This is a genomic window from Gordonibacter urolithinfaciens, from assembly GCF_900199375.1.
In the GTDB taxonomy this organism is placed as follows: domain Bacteria; phylum Actinomycetota; class Coriobacteriia; order Coriobacteriales; family Eggerthellaceae; genus Gordonibacter; species Gordonibacter urolithinfaciens.
This window is the reverse complement of the sequence record NZ_LT900217.1, coordinates 183566-198876: the sequence shown is the minus strand read 5'-3', so window position 1 is coordinate 198876 and position 15311 is coordinate 183566. Positions and strand designations below refer to the sequence as shown.

Here is a 15311-nt window from a genome sequence, read left to right as displayed (position 1 = left end):
GCAATCTCCATTTGACCTGGAGCAAGCTCCAAAGCGTAGAGTTCAAGGCGGATCAGACGATCGCAAGCGATGGGAGACAGGTATGGAGAAGCGAGACATGGATCGGCGGACCTTCGTGATGGGGTCGTTCGGCTTCGGCATGGCAGTGCTCGGCGGCGGGATGCTGGCCGGGTGCGCGGCGGGCGACGAGTCCGCGGCACCCGAAGCGCCCGAACCCGTAGCGGCGCCCGAAACGTCCGAGCCTGCGGCGGCCCCCGAGCCGAAAGCCGGCGGCGGACGCGCCCTCGTGGCGGTGTTCTCGTACTCGGGCACCACGCTCACGGTGGCTGAGCGCATCGCCGAGGCGACGGGGGCCGACCTCTTCCGCATCGAGACGACCGACGCGTGGCCCGATGACTACGACGCCATGACGGTGCAGGTGCAGCGCGAGCAGGACGAGGACTATCTGCCACCGCTGGCAGCCGCCGTGCAGGATTGGGATGCCTACGACACCGTGTACCTGGGCCACCCCATCTGGTGGGGGCAGCTGCCGCACGTCGTGCGGTCGTTCCTCGCGAAGCACGACCTGGCGGGCAAGACGGCGGCCCCGTTCTCCACGAGCAGCTCGAGCGGCAACGCCGTCGCCCTCGACGCCCTGCGCGAGCTGTGCCCTGCGGCCGATGTGCGCGACGCCCTGCACCTCACGCGCGGCAGCCTGCCCGACGCGCTCGACGAGGTGGGGCCGTGGCTCGAGGGATCGGGGCTTGCATGAGGAAGAGCGTTCTCGACCGGCGCACGTTCGTGATGGGGTCGGCCGGCGTCGGCGCGTCCGCGCTCGTGGGCGGCATGCTGGCCGGATGCGCGCCGGGGCCGGACGGCGGCGCGCGGCTATCCGCGCAGGAGCCTGTGCCCCGCATCCGCCTCTCGTTCGACGGTGCCGCGGTCGAGGCGGTGCTCGACGAGGGCGAGGCCGCTCGCGCGTTCGCCGCCCTGCTGCCGCTCGAGCTGGCCATGGACGACCTGAACGGCAACGAGAAGTTCGCTGCCCTGGACGCGCCGCTGCCGACGAGCCCGTACGCTCCCGGCCGCGTCGAGGCGGGCGACCTCATGCTCTACGGCGACGACTGCGCGGTGCTGTTCTACGAGTCGTTCGACACCCCGTACCGATACACGCGCCTGGGGCGCGTCGAGGATGCGGCGGCCCTCGCGGCCCTCGCCGCAGCGCCGAGCGTAGACGTGACGTTTGTAACCATCTGAGAAAGGAACTTGCATGAAGGACGAGAGAAGAATTCGCATGGACGATGGGGAAGGGAGCGAGGCGGACGGGGCCACGGCTATCGTGCTGCGCTTCGGCGACGTGGAGGTGCCGGCGCGCCTGAACGGCACGGAAACGGCACGGGCCTTCGCCGCGCGGCTGCCCGTGACCGTCGACGTGAGCGGCACGGGCGTCGACTTCTGCGGCCGCCTACCGTTCTCGCTGCCCTACGACGAGGCGCAGGTGCACGACGGTTGGACGAACGGCGATTTGAACTACAACCCGCGCGGCGGCTGGCTCGCCGTGCTGTTCGGAGGGGAAGAGGGGTCCGCGGCTTACGACGACCAGGTGACGATGGGCGCCGTCGACGGGCCGCTTTCCGTGTTTAAGCAGCTGGAGGGCGCGTTCGCCCTGCGTATCGAGGCGGTCGCGTGAGCGGCCGGGACAAGGAGCGCGAGATCATGGATATCCTCGTATTGAACGGAAGCCCACGTCCGAACGGGAACACCGCCGCGCTGGTGTGCGCGTTCGCGGGAGGCGCGCGCGAGGCGGGCCACGCAGTGGAGGTGATCGACGTGGCCGCGCTCGACATCGCCGGGCTGCGAGTTCTGCCATACGAGGGGGGACGGCGCCTGCGTCCAGCGCGACGACATGGAGCAGGTGTACGCGCGCTGGAACGAGGCCGACATGCTGGTGTTGGCGAGCCCTGTATACTACGGCTCGTTCTCGGGACAGCTGCACTGCGCCATCCACCGCACCTACGCCCTCGGCGTGCCTGAGCGTGCGCGCACGTCCGCCGCGCCCGAGCTGAGTATGAGCGCCATCTTGTACGCGGCCTCCGAGCGAATCTACCACGGTTTCATCCAGGGCTACTTCGGGGCGGAGGATTGCGGCGTCTTCACCGCCGCGGGCGCGGAGAACCGCTCGAGCGCCAAGCTGGAGGAGCTGCGCGCCTTCGGCCGCTCCCTGTAGGCGAGGCAGGGGGCGCAGCCGCAGCCCGCCCGCGGCTCGCGCCCGCCGCGGGCCGCGCTACGACGCCTCCGGCGCGAGGCCGTCGAGGTAGGTGGCCATGGAGTAGCGCGCGATGTTCGAGCGGTTCACGATGCCCACCATGCGCCCGCCGTCCAGCACGGGCGCCTTCTTCAGGTGCCGGTCGGCCAGCACCTTGCAGATGCCGCCCAGCTCGTCGTGCAAATCCACGCTGATCACGTGGCGCGTGGCGATCTCGGTGACCGGCTGGCCCATGACGGCGGCCACCGTCTGGTCGAAGTCGGCGTTGCCCCGCTCGACCACGAACGAGTACGCGCTCTTGAAGGCCGGCGTCTGGTCGGCCAGCGCGCGCATCACGTCGCCGTCGGACACGAAGCCCACCGCGTCGCCCCGTCCGTCCACCACGGGCGCGCCCGAGATGCCGCGCTCGGAGAACAGGCGCACGGCGTCGAGCACGGTGGCGTCGGCGGGAAGCGCCCACACGCCGGCCTTCATGATGGAGGCGAGCGGCGCGGCCGCAGGTGCGCCGGCCGTGCGCGCCGCGGCCGTGCGGCTTGCGGCCTGCGCCTTCTCGTAGGAGCGCACGCGCAGCGCCAGCAAGAAGCCCGCCAGCGCGAAGGCCGCCACCAGAAGGCCGGCTGCCAAAAAGCCCGTGCTCGCTGCGTCGAACGCCGACGCCCCCGCTGCGGCCCGGCCGCCCAGCACCGCCGCGTACACGCCGGTGAACAGCGACGAGCCGATGCAGCCCGCGATCTGGAAGCCCGTGCTCATGACGGTGACGCCGTGGGGGTTCAGCTCGGGGCCCAGGTGCGACAGCGCGAAGCTCTGCACGGGCCCGATGATGAGCGCCGATCCGCAGATGACGGGGATGTAGAGCAGGGCGATGAGCAGCACCGACCCGGTGGAGATGAACAGCGACACGAGCGCTGCGAACACGCCGATGAGCAAGAACCCGACCGGCAGCAGCACGCGCGCGCCGTGCTTGTCGTAGATGCGTCCCGCCAGAGGAGAGGCCGCACACGACAGCATGATGGCCGGGAACAGCGCGAGCGATGCCACGAGCGAGTCCATCCCCAGCACGCTCTGCAGGTAGGTGGGCACGATGATGTTCATGGCGAAGATGGTGACGAGCGACAGCATGTTCGCGACCACGCCCACGGCGAACGGCCGCACCGACAGCGGGCGCAGGTCGATGAGCGGCTGCTCGAGGCGCTTCTGGCGCCGCACGAACAGCGCGAGGAACGCAGCGCCGACGACGACCGCCGCTGCGGCCACGGCGATGCTGCCCGAGAACGCCGTGGACACGCCGTACATGAGCCCGATGAGCGCGATGCCCACGAGCGCCACCGAGGGGGCGTCGAGCTTGGGATGCGTGAGCTTCGCGACGTCGCCCAGCATGACGGCGCCGAACACGAGGCACGCCGCCGTGAGCACCGCGAACACCGCCATCAGCAAGTACCAGTCGAACGCGGCCAGAAGCACGCCGGCCACGATGACCGACAGCGAGGGGCCGAGCGTGGTCATGGCGCCCATGATGCCCATGTAGGTGCCCAGCTTCTCGCGCGGGGCCACCTCGAGCGTGATGTTCATGCCGATGGGGATGAGCAGCCCCGTGCCGAGCGCCTGCACGATGCGCCCCGCCAGCAGGACGGGGAAGCTCGGCGCCAGCGCGCCGATGACGCTGCCGACCACCAGCAGCGCCACGGTGGCCACGAACAGCGGACGGGTGGGCACGCTGCGGTAGGCGAACGCCGACACCGGCACCATGACGGCTGCGCCCAGCATGTAGGCCGTGGCAAGCCACTGCACGGTGGACACGTCCACGCCCAAGTCTGCCATGATAGGCGCGAACGCCACGTTGAGGAACGTCTCGTTGAACGTGGCGAGGAACGCGGCGAACGCCGCCACCGCCACGATAGTCGAGGGTTTGCGAAGTGTTGCAGTCAAAGCCGATACCTCCTTTTCCTGCCCACGCACCGGGGCGCGGGCACCCGGTGCAAAAAAAGACACATGCAGCGCGCCGGTTCCGTCATCAGATCTTGTACCGTGATCAGATTTACGTGCCGGAAAGCACCACATGTGTCGTTTGCAATACCTCTTCAGTTGTTTGAAGCCCTCGTATTATATCGGTCGGTTTCGCGAAAAATCAAGCGAGAATTTCCGAGCGGCCGAACGTGCGAAGGCAGGCTCGGAGAGGCTTGGCCTCGCTACAGCACGCGATGGCCGAAATCGGCTATGGACTCGACGGATTCCGGGTCATAATGGCTGAAGAAAAGGCTTTCTCCCTGGTCGAGCGCGCGAATCGCGTCCAGGTCCTCTGCGTCCAACTCGAAGTCGAACACCTCGAAGTTCTCGGCCATGCGCTCCTTGCGCGAGGATTTGGGAATGACGGCCACGCCGCTCTGGATGAGGAAGCGCAGCGCCGTCTGGGCGGCCGTCTTGCCGTGCTTCGCGCCCACGGCCGCGAGCGCCGGGTTCGCGAAGAGGCCGTTGCGGCCCTCCGCGAACGGCCCCAGGACTCGTGCGCCACCCCGTAGCGGTCCATGACCTCGCGCCCGGCGCGCTGCTGCTGGAACACGTGCGTCTCCACCTGGTCCACCATGGGCTTGATCTCGCTGAACCGGCAGAGGTCGACCAGGCGGTCCGGGTAGAAGCTCGACACGCCGATGGCGCGCGCCTTGCCGGAGCGGTATGCGGCCTCCAAGGCCCGCCAAGTTCCGTAGTAGTCGCCGAAGGGCTGGTGGACCAGCAGCAGGTCGACGTAGTCGCATCCCAACTTGTGCAGCGACCCGTCGATGGAGGCCGCCGCGTTCTTCTCGCCGGCGTGGTAGATCCACACCTTGGTGGTGAGGAACAGCTCGTCGCGCGCCACGCCGCTCTTCGCGACGGCCCGCCCGACGCCCTCCTCGTTGTAGTACGCCTGGGCGGTGTCGATGTGGCGATACCCTGTTTCCAGGGCGATGCCCGTGGCCGAGCTCGAGCGCAGGTTGCTGGACGGCACCCTCGATTTCTCCATCCTGCCGCATCGGCCGGAGGGGGAGGGCGTGCGCAGCGCGGCCGTCATGCGCGAGGACCTGTGCGCGTTTCTCCCGCGTACGCATCCGCTGACGGGCCGTTCCTCCCTCTCGCTCGCGGAGCTGGACGGCGAGACGTTTTTTGCTGTACGCCGGCATCGGGTTCTGGCGCGGCGTCTGCAAGCGCCTCATGCCGCGCGCCCATTGCGTCACACAGGACGACTACCTGGTGTTCAGCCAGTTGGCGCGCACCTCTCCGCTGCCGAGCTTCGTTACGGGCGAATCGGAACTCATGCGCGCCGGTCTCGATCGCGTGTCCGTCCGCCTCGAGGACGACGACGTGCATGTGACGTTCTACCTGGCCATGCGCGAGAGGCCGGGAAGCCCGCTCGGCGAGCTGATGGATTGGCTGGAGCGCCGGCTGGGGCTGTCCGCGCTCCCGTGAGATTTCCTGTTGACTTCGAGTCGACTCCAAGGTCTACGATAGTCTCGGAACCGATTTGAGCAAAAGGAGACCCTCTTATGACGAACGACAAGAAGATTCTCGTGGCGTACTTTTCCGCAAGCGGCGAGACGGAGCGGCTTGCGCGGACGATCGCGCAGGCGACGGGCGGCGACCTGCACGAGATCGAGCCCGCCGTGCCCTACACGGCGGCCGACCTCGATTGGAACGACAAGCGCAGCCGCAGCAGCATCGAGATGAACGACCCCTCCTCGCGCCCGGCCGTCGCGGGCCGCGTAGGCGACATGGACGCCTACGACATCGTGTTCGTCGGCTTCCCCATCTGGTGGTACGTGGCGCCGACGATCGTCAGCACGTTTCTGGAAGCCTACGACTTCTCGGGCAAGACGGTCGTGCCCTTCGCCACGTCGGGCGGCAGCGGCCTGGGCGGCACCGAGTCCATCCTGCACGAGCGCTGCTCGCCGGAGACGACGTGGAAGCCCGGCAAGCGCCTCTCGAGCCGTGCGAGCGAAGCCGAGGTGGCCCGCTGGGTGGAGAGCCTCGGGCTGTAACGCGTAGGCGGGCGCGGGCTGCAACGGCGCTGCGCCGCAGCCCGCGCGCGGCCCGCCCGAAACGCTACGACGCCTCCGGCCCGAGGCTGCCCGCCTTGCCCTGGACGCTCAGCCGAGCCCCTTGATAAACGCGTTCCAGCCGGCGCGGCCCGAAGCGTCGCGCTTGAACACGCCGGTGCAGGCGAGGATGCGCGCGAACGCCCCGCCGACCTCCTCGCGCAGGACGGGGCCGATCGCCTTGGCACGCGCGTCCTCGCAGGCCAGCTCGGCCGCTCGTCGGGCGAGCACGCTGACGGCCCAGGCGGCGTGGGGCGCGGTCGCCTCGCGCTCGAGCAGGAGCGCTTCCGCCTCCTGCGGCGTCCGGCCCGCCCGCGCGGCCTTGGCGAGCTCCCGCTCCACGGCCGGCAGCTCGCGGGCGAGGCGCGGCGGCAGGATGGCGAGGCCCATGATCTCGATGAGGCCGATGTTCTCTTTCTTGAGATGGTGCAGCTGCGCGCCCGGGTGGAAGACGCCCCACGGCCGCGCGTCGTCGGCGCGGTTGTTGCGCAGGACGAGGTGCATCACGTAGAGCGCGTCTTCGCGGTGCACGATGGGGTTGAGCGTGTTGTGCGGGCCGTCCGCGTCATGTGCGACGATGCCGCACGGCTCGAAGGAGAAGCGCTGCCACGCCTCCAGGATGCGCGTCGCAGCGCGGGCGAGCGCGGCGCGGTCATGCGAGGCCAGCCGCAGCGCGGAGGCCGGCCAGCGCACGACGCCGCAGCTCACCTGAGGCAGCCCCGCGAGCGCCACCTCACGCTCGACGGGGGCTTTCATGAGGGGGAACACGTGACGTCCTCCCTGGAAGTGGTCGTGGGAGAGGATCGATCCGCCCACGATGGGCAGATCGGCGTTCGATCCTATGAAGTAGAACGGGAACAGGTCGGCGAAATCGAGCAGCCGCTCGAGGCAGGGCGCGTCGATCCTCATGGGCCGGTGCTCGGGCGAGAGCGCGATGCAGTGCTCGTCGAAGTACGCGTACGGCGAGAACTGGAGGCCCCAGCGCTCGCCACCCAGCTCGATGGCGGCGATGCGCAGGCCGGGCTTGGCCGGGCGCCCGGGCGCGCCGGGGAAGCCCTCGTTCTCCCAGCAGAGGTCGCAGCGGGGGACGCCGGGGCCCGTGGGAGCGTCCGCTACCGCGCCGCGCGCCGCCGCGACGGCGATGGCGCGCGGGTCCTTCTCGGGCTTGGACCGGTTGATGGTGATCTCCAGCTCGCCGTAGGGGCTCGCCGCCGTCCAACGGATGGTGCGCGCCATGGCCGCCTCGTCGAGGTAGCCGCTCGAAGCGCCCAGGTCGTGCAGGTACGCGACGGCAGCCTCCGCGTCCTGCGCGAGCAGGCGGTCGAACTCCGCGCGCACCTCTTCCGGCGCGGGCAGCGGCGCGCCCATCAGCCGATCCTCCGCGCGCACGCGCCCGGCGCGCCGACGGCTACGGGCAGGCAGGCCTCGAAGCCCAGCAGCGCGTCCATCCGCGCGCGGAACGCCTCGGCCTCGGCGTCCGGCACGAAGGCGAGCACGCTGCCGCCGAACCCGCCGCCGTGGATGCGGTACGCGCCCCGCTCGCCCAGCAGATGCGCGCACAGCGCGAGGGCCACCATCGCGGGCTGCTCGGCGCCCGAGGCGTCGGCGCGCGGCGAGACGTTCTGCAAGAACTGCGCCGACGACATCCCCGACTGGCGCACGAGCGCGAGGAACGCCGGGAAGTCGCCCTTTTCGAGCGCCCGCCGCTGCGCCGCCACGCGCCGCGTCTCCTCGAAGTAGTGGAGCGCGCGCAGGGCCGCGCGGTCGCCCAGCTCGGCGCGCACGCCCGCGAGGTCCTCGAGAAACGCCTCGCAGGGCACGTCCTCGAGCCGCTCGCGCCCAAAGCGCTTCGCGACGGCGAACATGTCGGCGGGGACGGCCACGAACTCGTCGGTGTAACGGGAGTGGTCGCAGCGGCTGTCCACGAGGAACAGGGCGTGCCCGCTTGCGCGCACGTCGAAGGCCACGGGGGAGACGCGCGGCTCGGCGCCGGCGAAGTCGAGGGCCACGATGCCGCCGAAGGCGCTCGCCAGCTGGTCTTGGGCGCCCGTGGGCTTGCCGAAGTGGACGTCCTCGGCCCACGACCCGTCGAGAGCGAGCCGCACGAGGCTGCGGCGCGGGTCCAGGCCCTCCGGATCGCAGAGTGCGCGGATCAGCAGGCCCGTCAGCATCTCGAAGGCGGCCGATGAGGACACTCCGCATCCGGCGGGGATGTCCGAGCACGTCACGGCGTCGAAGCCGCGCAGCGCGCCGCCCGCGCGCACGTAGGCGGCCGCCATGCCGCGCACGAGCGCCGCCGACGAGCCGCGCTCCTCCGCGCGCGGCTCGAGGTCTTCCACGTCGATGGCCGCCTCGCCGAAGCCCTCCATGCTCACGTGGATCACGTCCTCGCCGTTCGGCGCGGCCAAGGCGAACATCCGCCGGTCGATGGCGGTGGAGATGGTGCGCCCGCCCTGGTGGTCGGTGTGGTTGCCCGCCAGCTCCACGCGCCCCGGCGCGGACGCGAACGCGAGGGCTCGGCCGGCCATGACGCCGAAACGATCCGCGAACCGCCCCTTCAAGCACTCCAACGCCTCTTCCTCGGTCCGCATCACGACGCGCCTCCTTCCGCGAGCTTGTTCACGCGCCGATCGTACGTCAGAATCCCGTTCGTCTCCTCCTCCACGTCGGAGAGCTGGGTGTACACGTAGCCCGCGAGCCCCTCTCCCTCGAGCGCGTCGGCTCGGGCGAGGGTCGCGCGCACGGCGCCCCGAAACGACGCGAGGTCGCTCGAGGAGCCGTACCCGTACGACGTCTCCAGCGAGGAGTGCCCGTCCACGTGATGCGACAGCCCGCCGAACTCCGAGATGACGAACGCGCGCGGCGGCTGGGCCGCGTCGGGGTACACCTCGAGCGGCCGGAAGTAGTTGTGCACGCTGAGGAAGTCGCCGCAGCGCTGGTCGTACCACCCGCTCACCGCGTCGATGGGGCGCGTCGGGTCGAGCGCGCGCACCGCCTCCACGGCCCGGCATGCGTCGAACTGCCCCCACGCCTCGTTGAACAGCACCCAGGCGACGACGCAGGGGTGGTTGCGCAGATGGCGCACCGTTCCCGCGCACGTTTCGGCCCATTCCGCGCGAAACGCCGGGTCGTCGGCGGCCAGGCCGGGGAAGCGGCGCGGGTCGTCGTCGGCGTAGCGGCCCCACGAGCTGCGGAAGAACGTGGGCTTGTAGCTCGAGTGCCACGGGTTTGGAGCCGCCCCTCCGCTCACCATGTCCTGCCACACGAGCATCCCCAGCTTGTCGCACCACCAGTAGAAGCGGTCGGACTCCACCTTGATGTGCTTGCGCAAGAGGTTGAAGCCCGCCTCGCGCATCGCGCGCACGTCGTGGGCGAGCGCCTCGTCGTCCGGCGCGGTCATGAGGCCGTCGGGCCAGTAGCCCTGGTCGAGCACGCCGCGCAGGAAGAGAGGTTCGTGGTTCAGGCAGAAGCGCGGCACGCCCTGCGCGTCGGGCTCGACGCCCACGGTGCGGAAGGCGCAGTAGCTCTTCACGCGGTCGCGGCCGAAGGAGAGCTCGAGGTCGTAGAGATGCGGGTCGTCCGGGCTCCACAGATGCGGGTTCGGCACGTCCAGCGCGAGTTCGCAACGGCCGTTCTCCGCACGCGCCTCGCCGCGCGCCACCTCGCGGTCGTCATCGAGCAGCCGCACGGCCAGCGTCGCCTCGCCGCGCACGGCTGCGGAGAGCATGAGCTTCCCCTCGTCGGGCCGCGGGTCGATTACCAGCGCGACCACGTGCTCCTCGGGCACCGTTTCCAGCCAGACGCTCTGCCAGATGCCGCTCTGCGCGGTGTACCAGATGCCCCCGCGCGCAAGCCGCTGCTTTCCGCGCAGCTGGGTGCCGGCATCGCTGGGGTCCCACACGCACAGCGCGACCTCGTTCTCTCCATCGGCCAGCGCGTCAGTGACGTCGAAGCAGAACGGCAGGTAGCCGCCCCTGTGCTCGCCGACGCGCGTCCCGTTCACGTAGCACGCGCACGCCCAGTCCACGGCGTCGAAATGCAGGATGACGCGCTCGCCGCCCGCGGGCTTCGTGCAGGACAGCGCGCGCCGGTACCACAGAAGCTCGTCGGGCCGCACCTGCCGGCGCACGCCCGACAACGGCGCCTCCGGCGAGAACGGCACGCGGATGCGCCTGTCCCAGGCGGCGGGCGGGGGAGCGTCGCGCCACGCGCCCCCCGCATCGGCGACGGCCGCGATCGCGTAGTCCCACCACCCGTCGAGCAGCTCGAAGGCCTCGCGCGCGAGCTGCGGCCGCGGATGGACCTTCGCCCGCTCCCCGCCCGCCGCCAGCGCCTCGCCCCACGGCGTGAGCAGCTCCCGCAGCTCCGCGTCCTCCGGCTTGCGCGGCGCGCTCGCCAGCACGCGTTTGATATCGAGCATTTTCGCCTCCTCCGAAAATGTCATAGAAGGGACAGTCCCCTTCTATGACATTTTGCTCTTCTTGATGAACGGCAGCACGGCGAACGTGAGCAGCGCCACGGCCGCACCGCCCAGGAAGATGAGCGACGACGGCGTGAACCCGTCGCCCACCACGCCGAACCCGAGCGCCCCCGAGCCCGCGCTCAAAGCCGAGCCGATCCACAGCCCAACGAGCATCGGCACGAGCACGGCCATGAAGATGCGCACGCCCTGGAACGACCCCACGCGCCCGGCGGGCGTGTTGTTGCGCACCTCCGCGCCGAAGCAAGCGACCGCCCCCAGGTAGCCGCAGAGCATCAGCACCGACCCCGCGAACACGCCCGCCATGCCCGTGAGCAGCGTGAGCACCACGCACCCCGCCACGAACAGCAGAAGCGGCAGCACCACCGCGCGCCGGAACCCGCAGGCGTCGACCCGCTTGCCGTAGAGGATGGTGAACACGGCCGCGATCGCGATGCCCGGCGCCATCACGAACACGTAGCTCTCGCCCAGGATGTAGGGCAGGCGCAGGTACAGCACGTAGTAGGGCATGAACACCTGCAGCGCCGTGGCGAACACGAGGTAGCCCAGAAGCACCAGGTAAAGCATCCGGTTCTCGCGCACCGCCTGCGGGCGGAAGCCGTAGAGCGCGCTTGCCAGGTAGCCGCCCGTAGGCGCGCGGCCGGGCGCCGAGTCGTCCATGAACAGGAGCACGCCCGCGCCGAGCGCCATCACCGCGACGCCGACGATGGTGAAGAACAGCGGGTAGTCGTAGGTCACCGTGCCGTCGGGCCGCACGATCATGAAGAACAGCGCGCCGCCGAACACCGCGAGCATCGCGAGCAGCGGCATGGCGGAGTTCACGCCCTCCACGCGCCCGCGGTTCTCCTCGCAGGTGATGTCGGTGATCCAGGCGTTGAAGCACGAGTCGTTCGCCAGGCTGCCGAAGAACGTCATCACGCAGTCAAACACGATGGTGAGCGTCACGCCGAACGCCATGGCCGCCGCCGCGGTGCCGGCGAGTGCCGACGAGATAGACTGCAGGTAGGCGAACACGATGATGGAAGCGCCCCACAGCACGGTGCCCACGCCGATGAACGCCTTGCGCCGCCCGACGCGGTCCGACCACGCGCCCGCGAACAGCGTCGTGGCCGTGGCCGTGAGCGCCGAGGCGGACACCATGAGCGCCACGTCGGAGAGCGACGCGCCGAACGCGTCCTGGATGAACAGGTTGAAGAAGTTGTTCTCGAGCGCCCAGGCCACCTGCCCGAAGAACGACAGCAGGATGATGAGCGCCCACGACTTCCTCGTCAGGCCGGGGCGGGGCAGGGAGGCGTGCTCGGCAGGCATGGCATCGTCGATTCTCTCGGAGGAAACAACTTGGTGCCATCCTACCGGATTCCGCGCCCCGGCGCACCCTCCTTCTACGCCCTGCGCACGGGCCGCACGTACTTGCAGAAGCGCGCGGGGTCGAAGTAGAGGTAGATCACCTTCCCCGGCGCCGTGTCGAACTGCCAGCCGTTATCGGCGGCCTCGAACGCGGCCATCGCGGCCTCGATCTTGTCCTCCACCGTGCGCATCTGGCGCTCGTAGTCGAAGGGCCCGTGCTCGAACACGGCGTACTCGCCCGCCTCCACGTCCATGAGGCGCAGGTTCGGCGGCACCTCGCCCGCCCAGTCGCGGGGCAGGCGCGCGCCCAGGCACTCGACGCGGGGGAAGCCCCAGGCGCACAGGCGCCCCGCCGGGTCGCTCACGTAGGCCATCACCTGGCCGCCGCCGGCGTTGGCCTCCGCGCCGCCCTCGTCGTCGAGCTTGCCCTTCACGCTGTCCAGCAGGCCGCAGACGGTGGCCATGTCCTGCCCGGGAATCTCGTTCTGCTTCTGGCAGAAGTCCCAGTAGCCGTTGCTCTCTCGGTTGGCCACATGCAGGAACCGGTGCGCGGGCACCGTGATGAAATAAGGTTCCACGTTCTCGTTCTCGTCCGTCATGCCGATCTCTCCCATTCCCAGCACGTAGCGGTCGAAGGCGGTGATCTTCGTGCGCAGCACCACGGGCCGCGGGTCCGCCCGGTACGCGCTCGGCGTCACGCCGAAGGCGCGCTTGAACGCCCGGGTGAACGCCTCGTGCGAAGAGAACCCGTGCGAAAGTGCGATATCGAGCAAGCTCGCGTCGCCGTCGCGCACCTCCTTGAGCGCGAACGCCAGCCGACGTCCCCGCAGGTAGTCCCGCAGCGGCATGCCCGAGACCTCCTTGAACCTCCGCGTGGTGTGGAACTCGGAGTACCCGAGCAGCTCCGCCAAGGCGCGCAGGGTGAGCGCCTCGTCGTCGCGGGCCGCGATGCTCTCGTCGATCGCGTCGACGATCTGCTGCACCTGCCTTCGCCATTCGTGCATGTCTTGTCCGTTCTCCTTGCCGGTCAGCGCGCGCTGAGCTGCACTATACGGCACGCGGGGCACGCGCGCTTGATCCGACTTGCGAACGTTGCCCGCGGGCTCTCGGCGCGGGCCGCCTTACTGCTCGACGGAAACGAACGGGGGAAAGCGGTCGAAGCCTCCCGTTCGGCGCATGGTCTCGACGTCCACGTCGAAGGAGGCGCCGTCGTACTCGTGGCGCAGCTTGCCGCCTTCGCAGCGGGGGCGATGCTCGGCTTGGAAGGCGACGGGCTTTCCCCTGTGTCGAGCGCGCAGGGCGTCCACGTTCCAGCATCGCAAGGCCTCCAATCTGGCAAAGATTCCGAGGTAGGTGAGATTTTCTCTGTCATCGTCGGAAGTGGATGTGTGCAAGTAAAAGACTAGGTCGATGCTTGCTATCTGGTCGTTTCGGGTTGAACATGCTAAATCGAAAGTCGCATACCTCAAGATCTCTGCCATTTTCGGGTATGCATCGGTTATGGGTGCTGCCGTCCTGGCCTAATCCCGTGCGGCTTCAAACGGCTCGCTTGGAGAAAGGGCCATTCTTCTTCTCGCTTGGGACCACTTCCTTGATTCTTCGTCTGCTATGGCGTATCTTATGAATGAAAAATAATTCATTTAAAGGTAGGGGGGACAGATGCCGAAATCGCCGGAGCGGTGCGCGGAGTTGCGGGGCGAGATGCGGGCGCGGATACTGCGCGAGTCGCTGCGCTACTTCGCGCGCAACGGGTTCGCGGGCACCCGCATAGCGGACCTCGCGCGCGGCATCGGCATCGCGCAGGGGACGATCTACCGCTACTTCGACTCGAAGGAGGACCTGTTCGCCGCCTTGCGCGAGCTCGCGGCGAACGGCGACGACGTGCGGGAGCTCAAGCTGCTCGCCCGGCTGCCGCTGACGGCGAAGGCGAAGATCGGCCGCCTTTCCGCCTCCATCCTGGGGCGCCTGGCCGACGACGAGCTGTTCGCGGCCTCGGTGGTGCTGAACACGCAGCTCATGCTGGAGGAGGAACCCGATGCGGACGGCCGGCCCGCCCCGTACCGCTCGGAGCTCTACGCGCACACTGCGCGCATCGTCGAGCAGGGCCAGCGCGAGGGCAGCGTGGTTGCGGGCGATCCCCTCAAACTGGCCGACTACTACTGGGGCGTCGCGTACCTCTACGCGCTGAAGCGGCTGTTCACGGCAGGCTACGCCATGATCGACGCGGCCGATCTGGATCGCACGCTGCTCAAGGGAGGACGCTAGCATGGGCGCGCGCATCGCCGTCGTCACGGGCGCGACCGGCGGTATCGGCCGCGCCTTCGCGGAGCGGCTGCTCGAGGACGAGGGCATCGACGAGCTCTGGGCGGTGTCCCGCACCCCCGAGAAGCTCGAGCGCCTGCGCGGCGATCTGGGCGGTCGCGCGGTGCCGCTCGCCGCCGACCTCTCGACCGCCGAGGGGTTGCGCGTCGTGGAGCGCGCCCTGCTCGCGCAGCCGGAGCGTCCCACGGTGGCCTACCTGGTAAACAACGCGGGCGCGGCCAAGATGGGCGCATGGGCCGAGTTCCCCGTCGACGAGATCGAGCGCACGGTTGCCCTCAACTGCACGGCCGTCGCCGCGCTCTGCCGCATCTGCCTGCCGTTCATGGGGCGGGGGAGCCGCATCCTGAACGTGTCCTCCGCTTCGGCCTTCCAGCCCACGCCCTTCCTCGGCCTGTACGCGGCTACGAAGGCGTTCGAGCTCAGCTACTCGCGCGCGCTCGGCGCCGAGCTGGCGGGCACCGGCGTGACGGTGTGCGCCGTGTGCCCGAGCTGGGTGGACACCGACCTGCTCCTGCACGAGGTGAACGGTCGCCGCGTGGCGTTCCCCGGCCTCGTGCCGCCCGGTAAGGTGGCCGCCCTCGCCCTGCGCGACGCGCGGCGGGGACGCGCCCTGTCGGTGCATCCCCTGTACGCGAAGTACCTGCACGTGGCCGCGAAGCTCGTGCCGCAGCGCCTCGTCATGGCCACGTGGCTGCGCATGTTGAAGCGCTACGGGGGCTGAGGGCGCGCCGGCCGTTCGACGCGCGCGGCGGCCCCCTTGCGGCCCTTCGCCCTCCTGTGGTATAAACGACGGCGTCAACACTACTTGAGGAGCATGACTTTTGTCACAAGGATGTAGCGTGGAGATTGTCGC

17 protein-coding genes and 1 pseudogene are annotated in these 15311 nt (G+C 69.6%); 9 read left to right on the top strand and 9 right to left on the bottom strand.

Annotated features, from left to right (window positions below):
* The first annotated feature begins 97 nt into the window (after positions 1-97).
* Genes BN3560_RS00910 through BN3560_RS14830 form a run of 5 tightly spaced genes read left to right on the top strand, consistent with a single transcriptional unit; the run spans position 98 to position 2206 of the window.
* Complete coding sequence (locus BN3560_RS00910) at positions 98-751, top strand: flavodoxin (protein WP_231897322.1); 654 nt, start codon at positions 98-100, stop codon at positions 749-751.
* The gene (locus tag BN3560_RS00905; protein WP_096226628.1) at positions 748-1236 is read left to right on the top strand and encodes a cyclophilin-like fold protein; all 489 of its coding nucleotides are present in this window, start codon (positions 748-750) and stop codon (positions 1234-1236) included. Before BN3560_RS00910 ends, BN3560_RS00905 begins: the two co-directional genes overlap by 4 nt.
* 13 nt (positions 1237-1249) lie before the next feature.
* The gene (locus tag BN3560_RS00900) at positions 1250-1669 is read left to right on the top strand and encodes a cyclophilin-like fold protein (protein WP_096226627.1); all 420 of its coding nucleotides are present in this window, start codon (positions 1250-1252) and stop codon (positions 1667-1669) included.
* A gap of 26 nt (positions 1670-1695) precedes the next feature.
* Positions 1696-2013 (top strand): flavodoxin family protein, encoded by a 318-nt coding sequence (locus tag BN3560_RS14835; RefSeq protein ID WP_269456904.1) that lies wholly within the window; start codon positions 1696-1698, stop codon positions 2011-2013.
* A complete protein-coding gene (locus tag BN3560_RS14830) occupies positions 1895-2206 on the top strand; it encodes an NAD(P)H-dependent oxidoreductase (protein ID WP_269456922.1) in 312 nt (103 codons plus the stop codon). Before BN3560_RS14835 ends, BN3560_RS14830 begins: the two co-directional genes overlap by 119 nt.
* A gap of 57 nt (positions 2207-2263) precedes the next feature.
* Here the strand turns inward: BN3560_RS14830 and BN3560_RS00890 are convergent, their stop codons facing one another.
* The 3 genes and pseudogenes from BN3560_RS00890 to BN3560_RS14945 all read right to left on the bottom strand — a co-directional run.
* Positions 2264-4171, bottom strand: coding sequence for an MFS transporter (locus tag BN3560_RS00890; RefSeq protein WP_197702161.1), 1908 nt, complete (start codon positions 4169-4171; stop codon positions 2264-2266).
* Between the two features lie 260 nt (positions 4172-4431).
* Complete coding sequence (locus BN3560_RS14950) at positions 4432-4740, bottom strand: aldo/keto reductase (protein ID WP_414842613.1); 309 nt, start codon at positions 4738-4740, stop codon at positions 4432-4434.
* 20 nt (positions 4741-4760) lie between these two features.
* Positions 4761-5240, bottom strand: a pseudogene (locus BN3560_RS14945) (aldo/keto reductase); the annotation flags it as partial.
* Here BN3560_RS14945 and BN3560_RS14940 point away from each other — a divergent pair.
* Both BN3560_RS14940 and BN3560_RS00875 read left to right on the top strand, forming a co-directional pair.
* A complete protein-coding gene (locus tag BN3560_RS14940; RefSeq protein WP_096228542.1) occupies positions 5158-5742 on the top strand; it encodes a LysR substrate-binding domain-containing protein in 585 nt (194 codons plus the stop codon). The pseudogene BN3560_RS14945 and the gene BN3560_RS14940 sit on opposite strands and share 83 nt — an antisense overlap.
* An 18-nt stretch (positions 5743-5760) precedes the next feature.
* Positions 5761-6252, top strand: coding sequence for a flavodoxin (locus tag BN3560_RS00875; protein WP_096226625.1), 492 nt, complete (start codon positions 5761-5763; stop codon positions 6250-6252).
* A gap of 108 nt (positions 6253-6360) precedes the next feature.
* Here BN3560_RS00875 and BN3560_RS14605 read toward each other — a convergent pair whose 3' ends face one another.
* From BN3560_RS14605 to BN3560_RS14215, 6 genes are all read right to left on the bottom strand, one after another.
* The gene (locus BN3560_RS14605) at positions 6361-7677 is read right to left on the bottom strand and encodes a UDP-glucose--hexose-1-phosphate uridylyltransferase (protein WP_231897320.1); all 1317 of its coding nucleotides are present in this window, start codon (positions 7675-7677) and stop codon (positions 6361-6363) included.
* Positions 7677-8900 carry a galactokinase gene (locus BN3560_RS14600; protein ID WP_096226624.1) on the bottom strand — a complete coding sequence of 408 codons (1224 nt, stop codon included), beginning with the start codon at positions 8898-8900 and terminating at the stop codon, positions 7677-7679. Before BN3560_RS14600 ends, BN3560_RS14605 begins: the two co-directional genes overlap by 1 nt.
* On the bottom strand, positions 8900-10729 hold the full coding sequence (locus BN3560_RS00860) for a glycoside hydrolase family 2 protein (RefSeq protein WP_096226623.1): 1830 nt from the start codon (positions 10727-10729) through the stop codon (positions 8900-8902). The genes BN3560_RS14600 and BN3560_RS00860 overlap by 1 nt, the downstream gene beginning before the upstream one ends.
* Positions 10730-10771: 42 nt before the next feature.
* A complete protein-coding gene (locus BN3560_RS00855; RefSeq protein ID WP_096226622.1) occupies positions 10772-12097 on the bottom strand; it encodes an MFS transporter in 1326 nt (441 codons plus the stop codon).
* 74 nt (positions 12098-12171) lie between these two features.
* Positions 12172-13140 carry a helix-turn-helix transcriptional regulator gene (locus BN3560_RS00850; protein WP_096226621.1) on the bottom strand — a complete coding sequence of 323 codons (969 nt, stop codon included), beginning with the start codon at positions 13138-13140 and terminating at the stop codon, positions 12172-12174.
* A gap of 117 nt (positions 13141-13257) precedes the next feature.
* The gene (locus BN3560_RS14215; RefSeq protein ID WP_147611927.1) at positions 13258-13443 is read right to left on the bottom strand and encodes a hypothetical protein; all 186 of its coding nucleotides are present in this window, start codon (positions 13441-13443) and stop codon (positions 13258-13260) included.
* 352 nt (positions 13444-13795) lie between these two features.
* On the opposite strand from BN3560_RS14215, the gene BN3560_RS00840 reads away from it, so the two are divergent.
* Positions 13796-14401, top strand: coding sequence for a TetR/AcrR family transcriptional regulator (locus BN3560_RS00840; RefSeq protein WP_096226619.1), 606 nt, complete (start codon positions 13796-13798; stop codon positions 14399-14401).
* A 1-nt stretch (position 14402) separates the two neighbouring features.
* The gene (locus tag BN3560_RS00835) at positions 14403-15179 is read left to right on the top strand and encodes an SDR family NAD(P)-dependent oxidoreductase (RefSeq protein WP_096226618.1); all 777 of its coding nucleotides are present in this window, start codon (positions 14403-14405) and stop codon (positions 15177-15179) included.
* Positions 15180-15311: the final 132 nt, after the last annotated feature.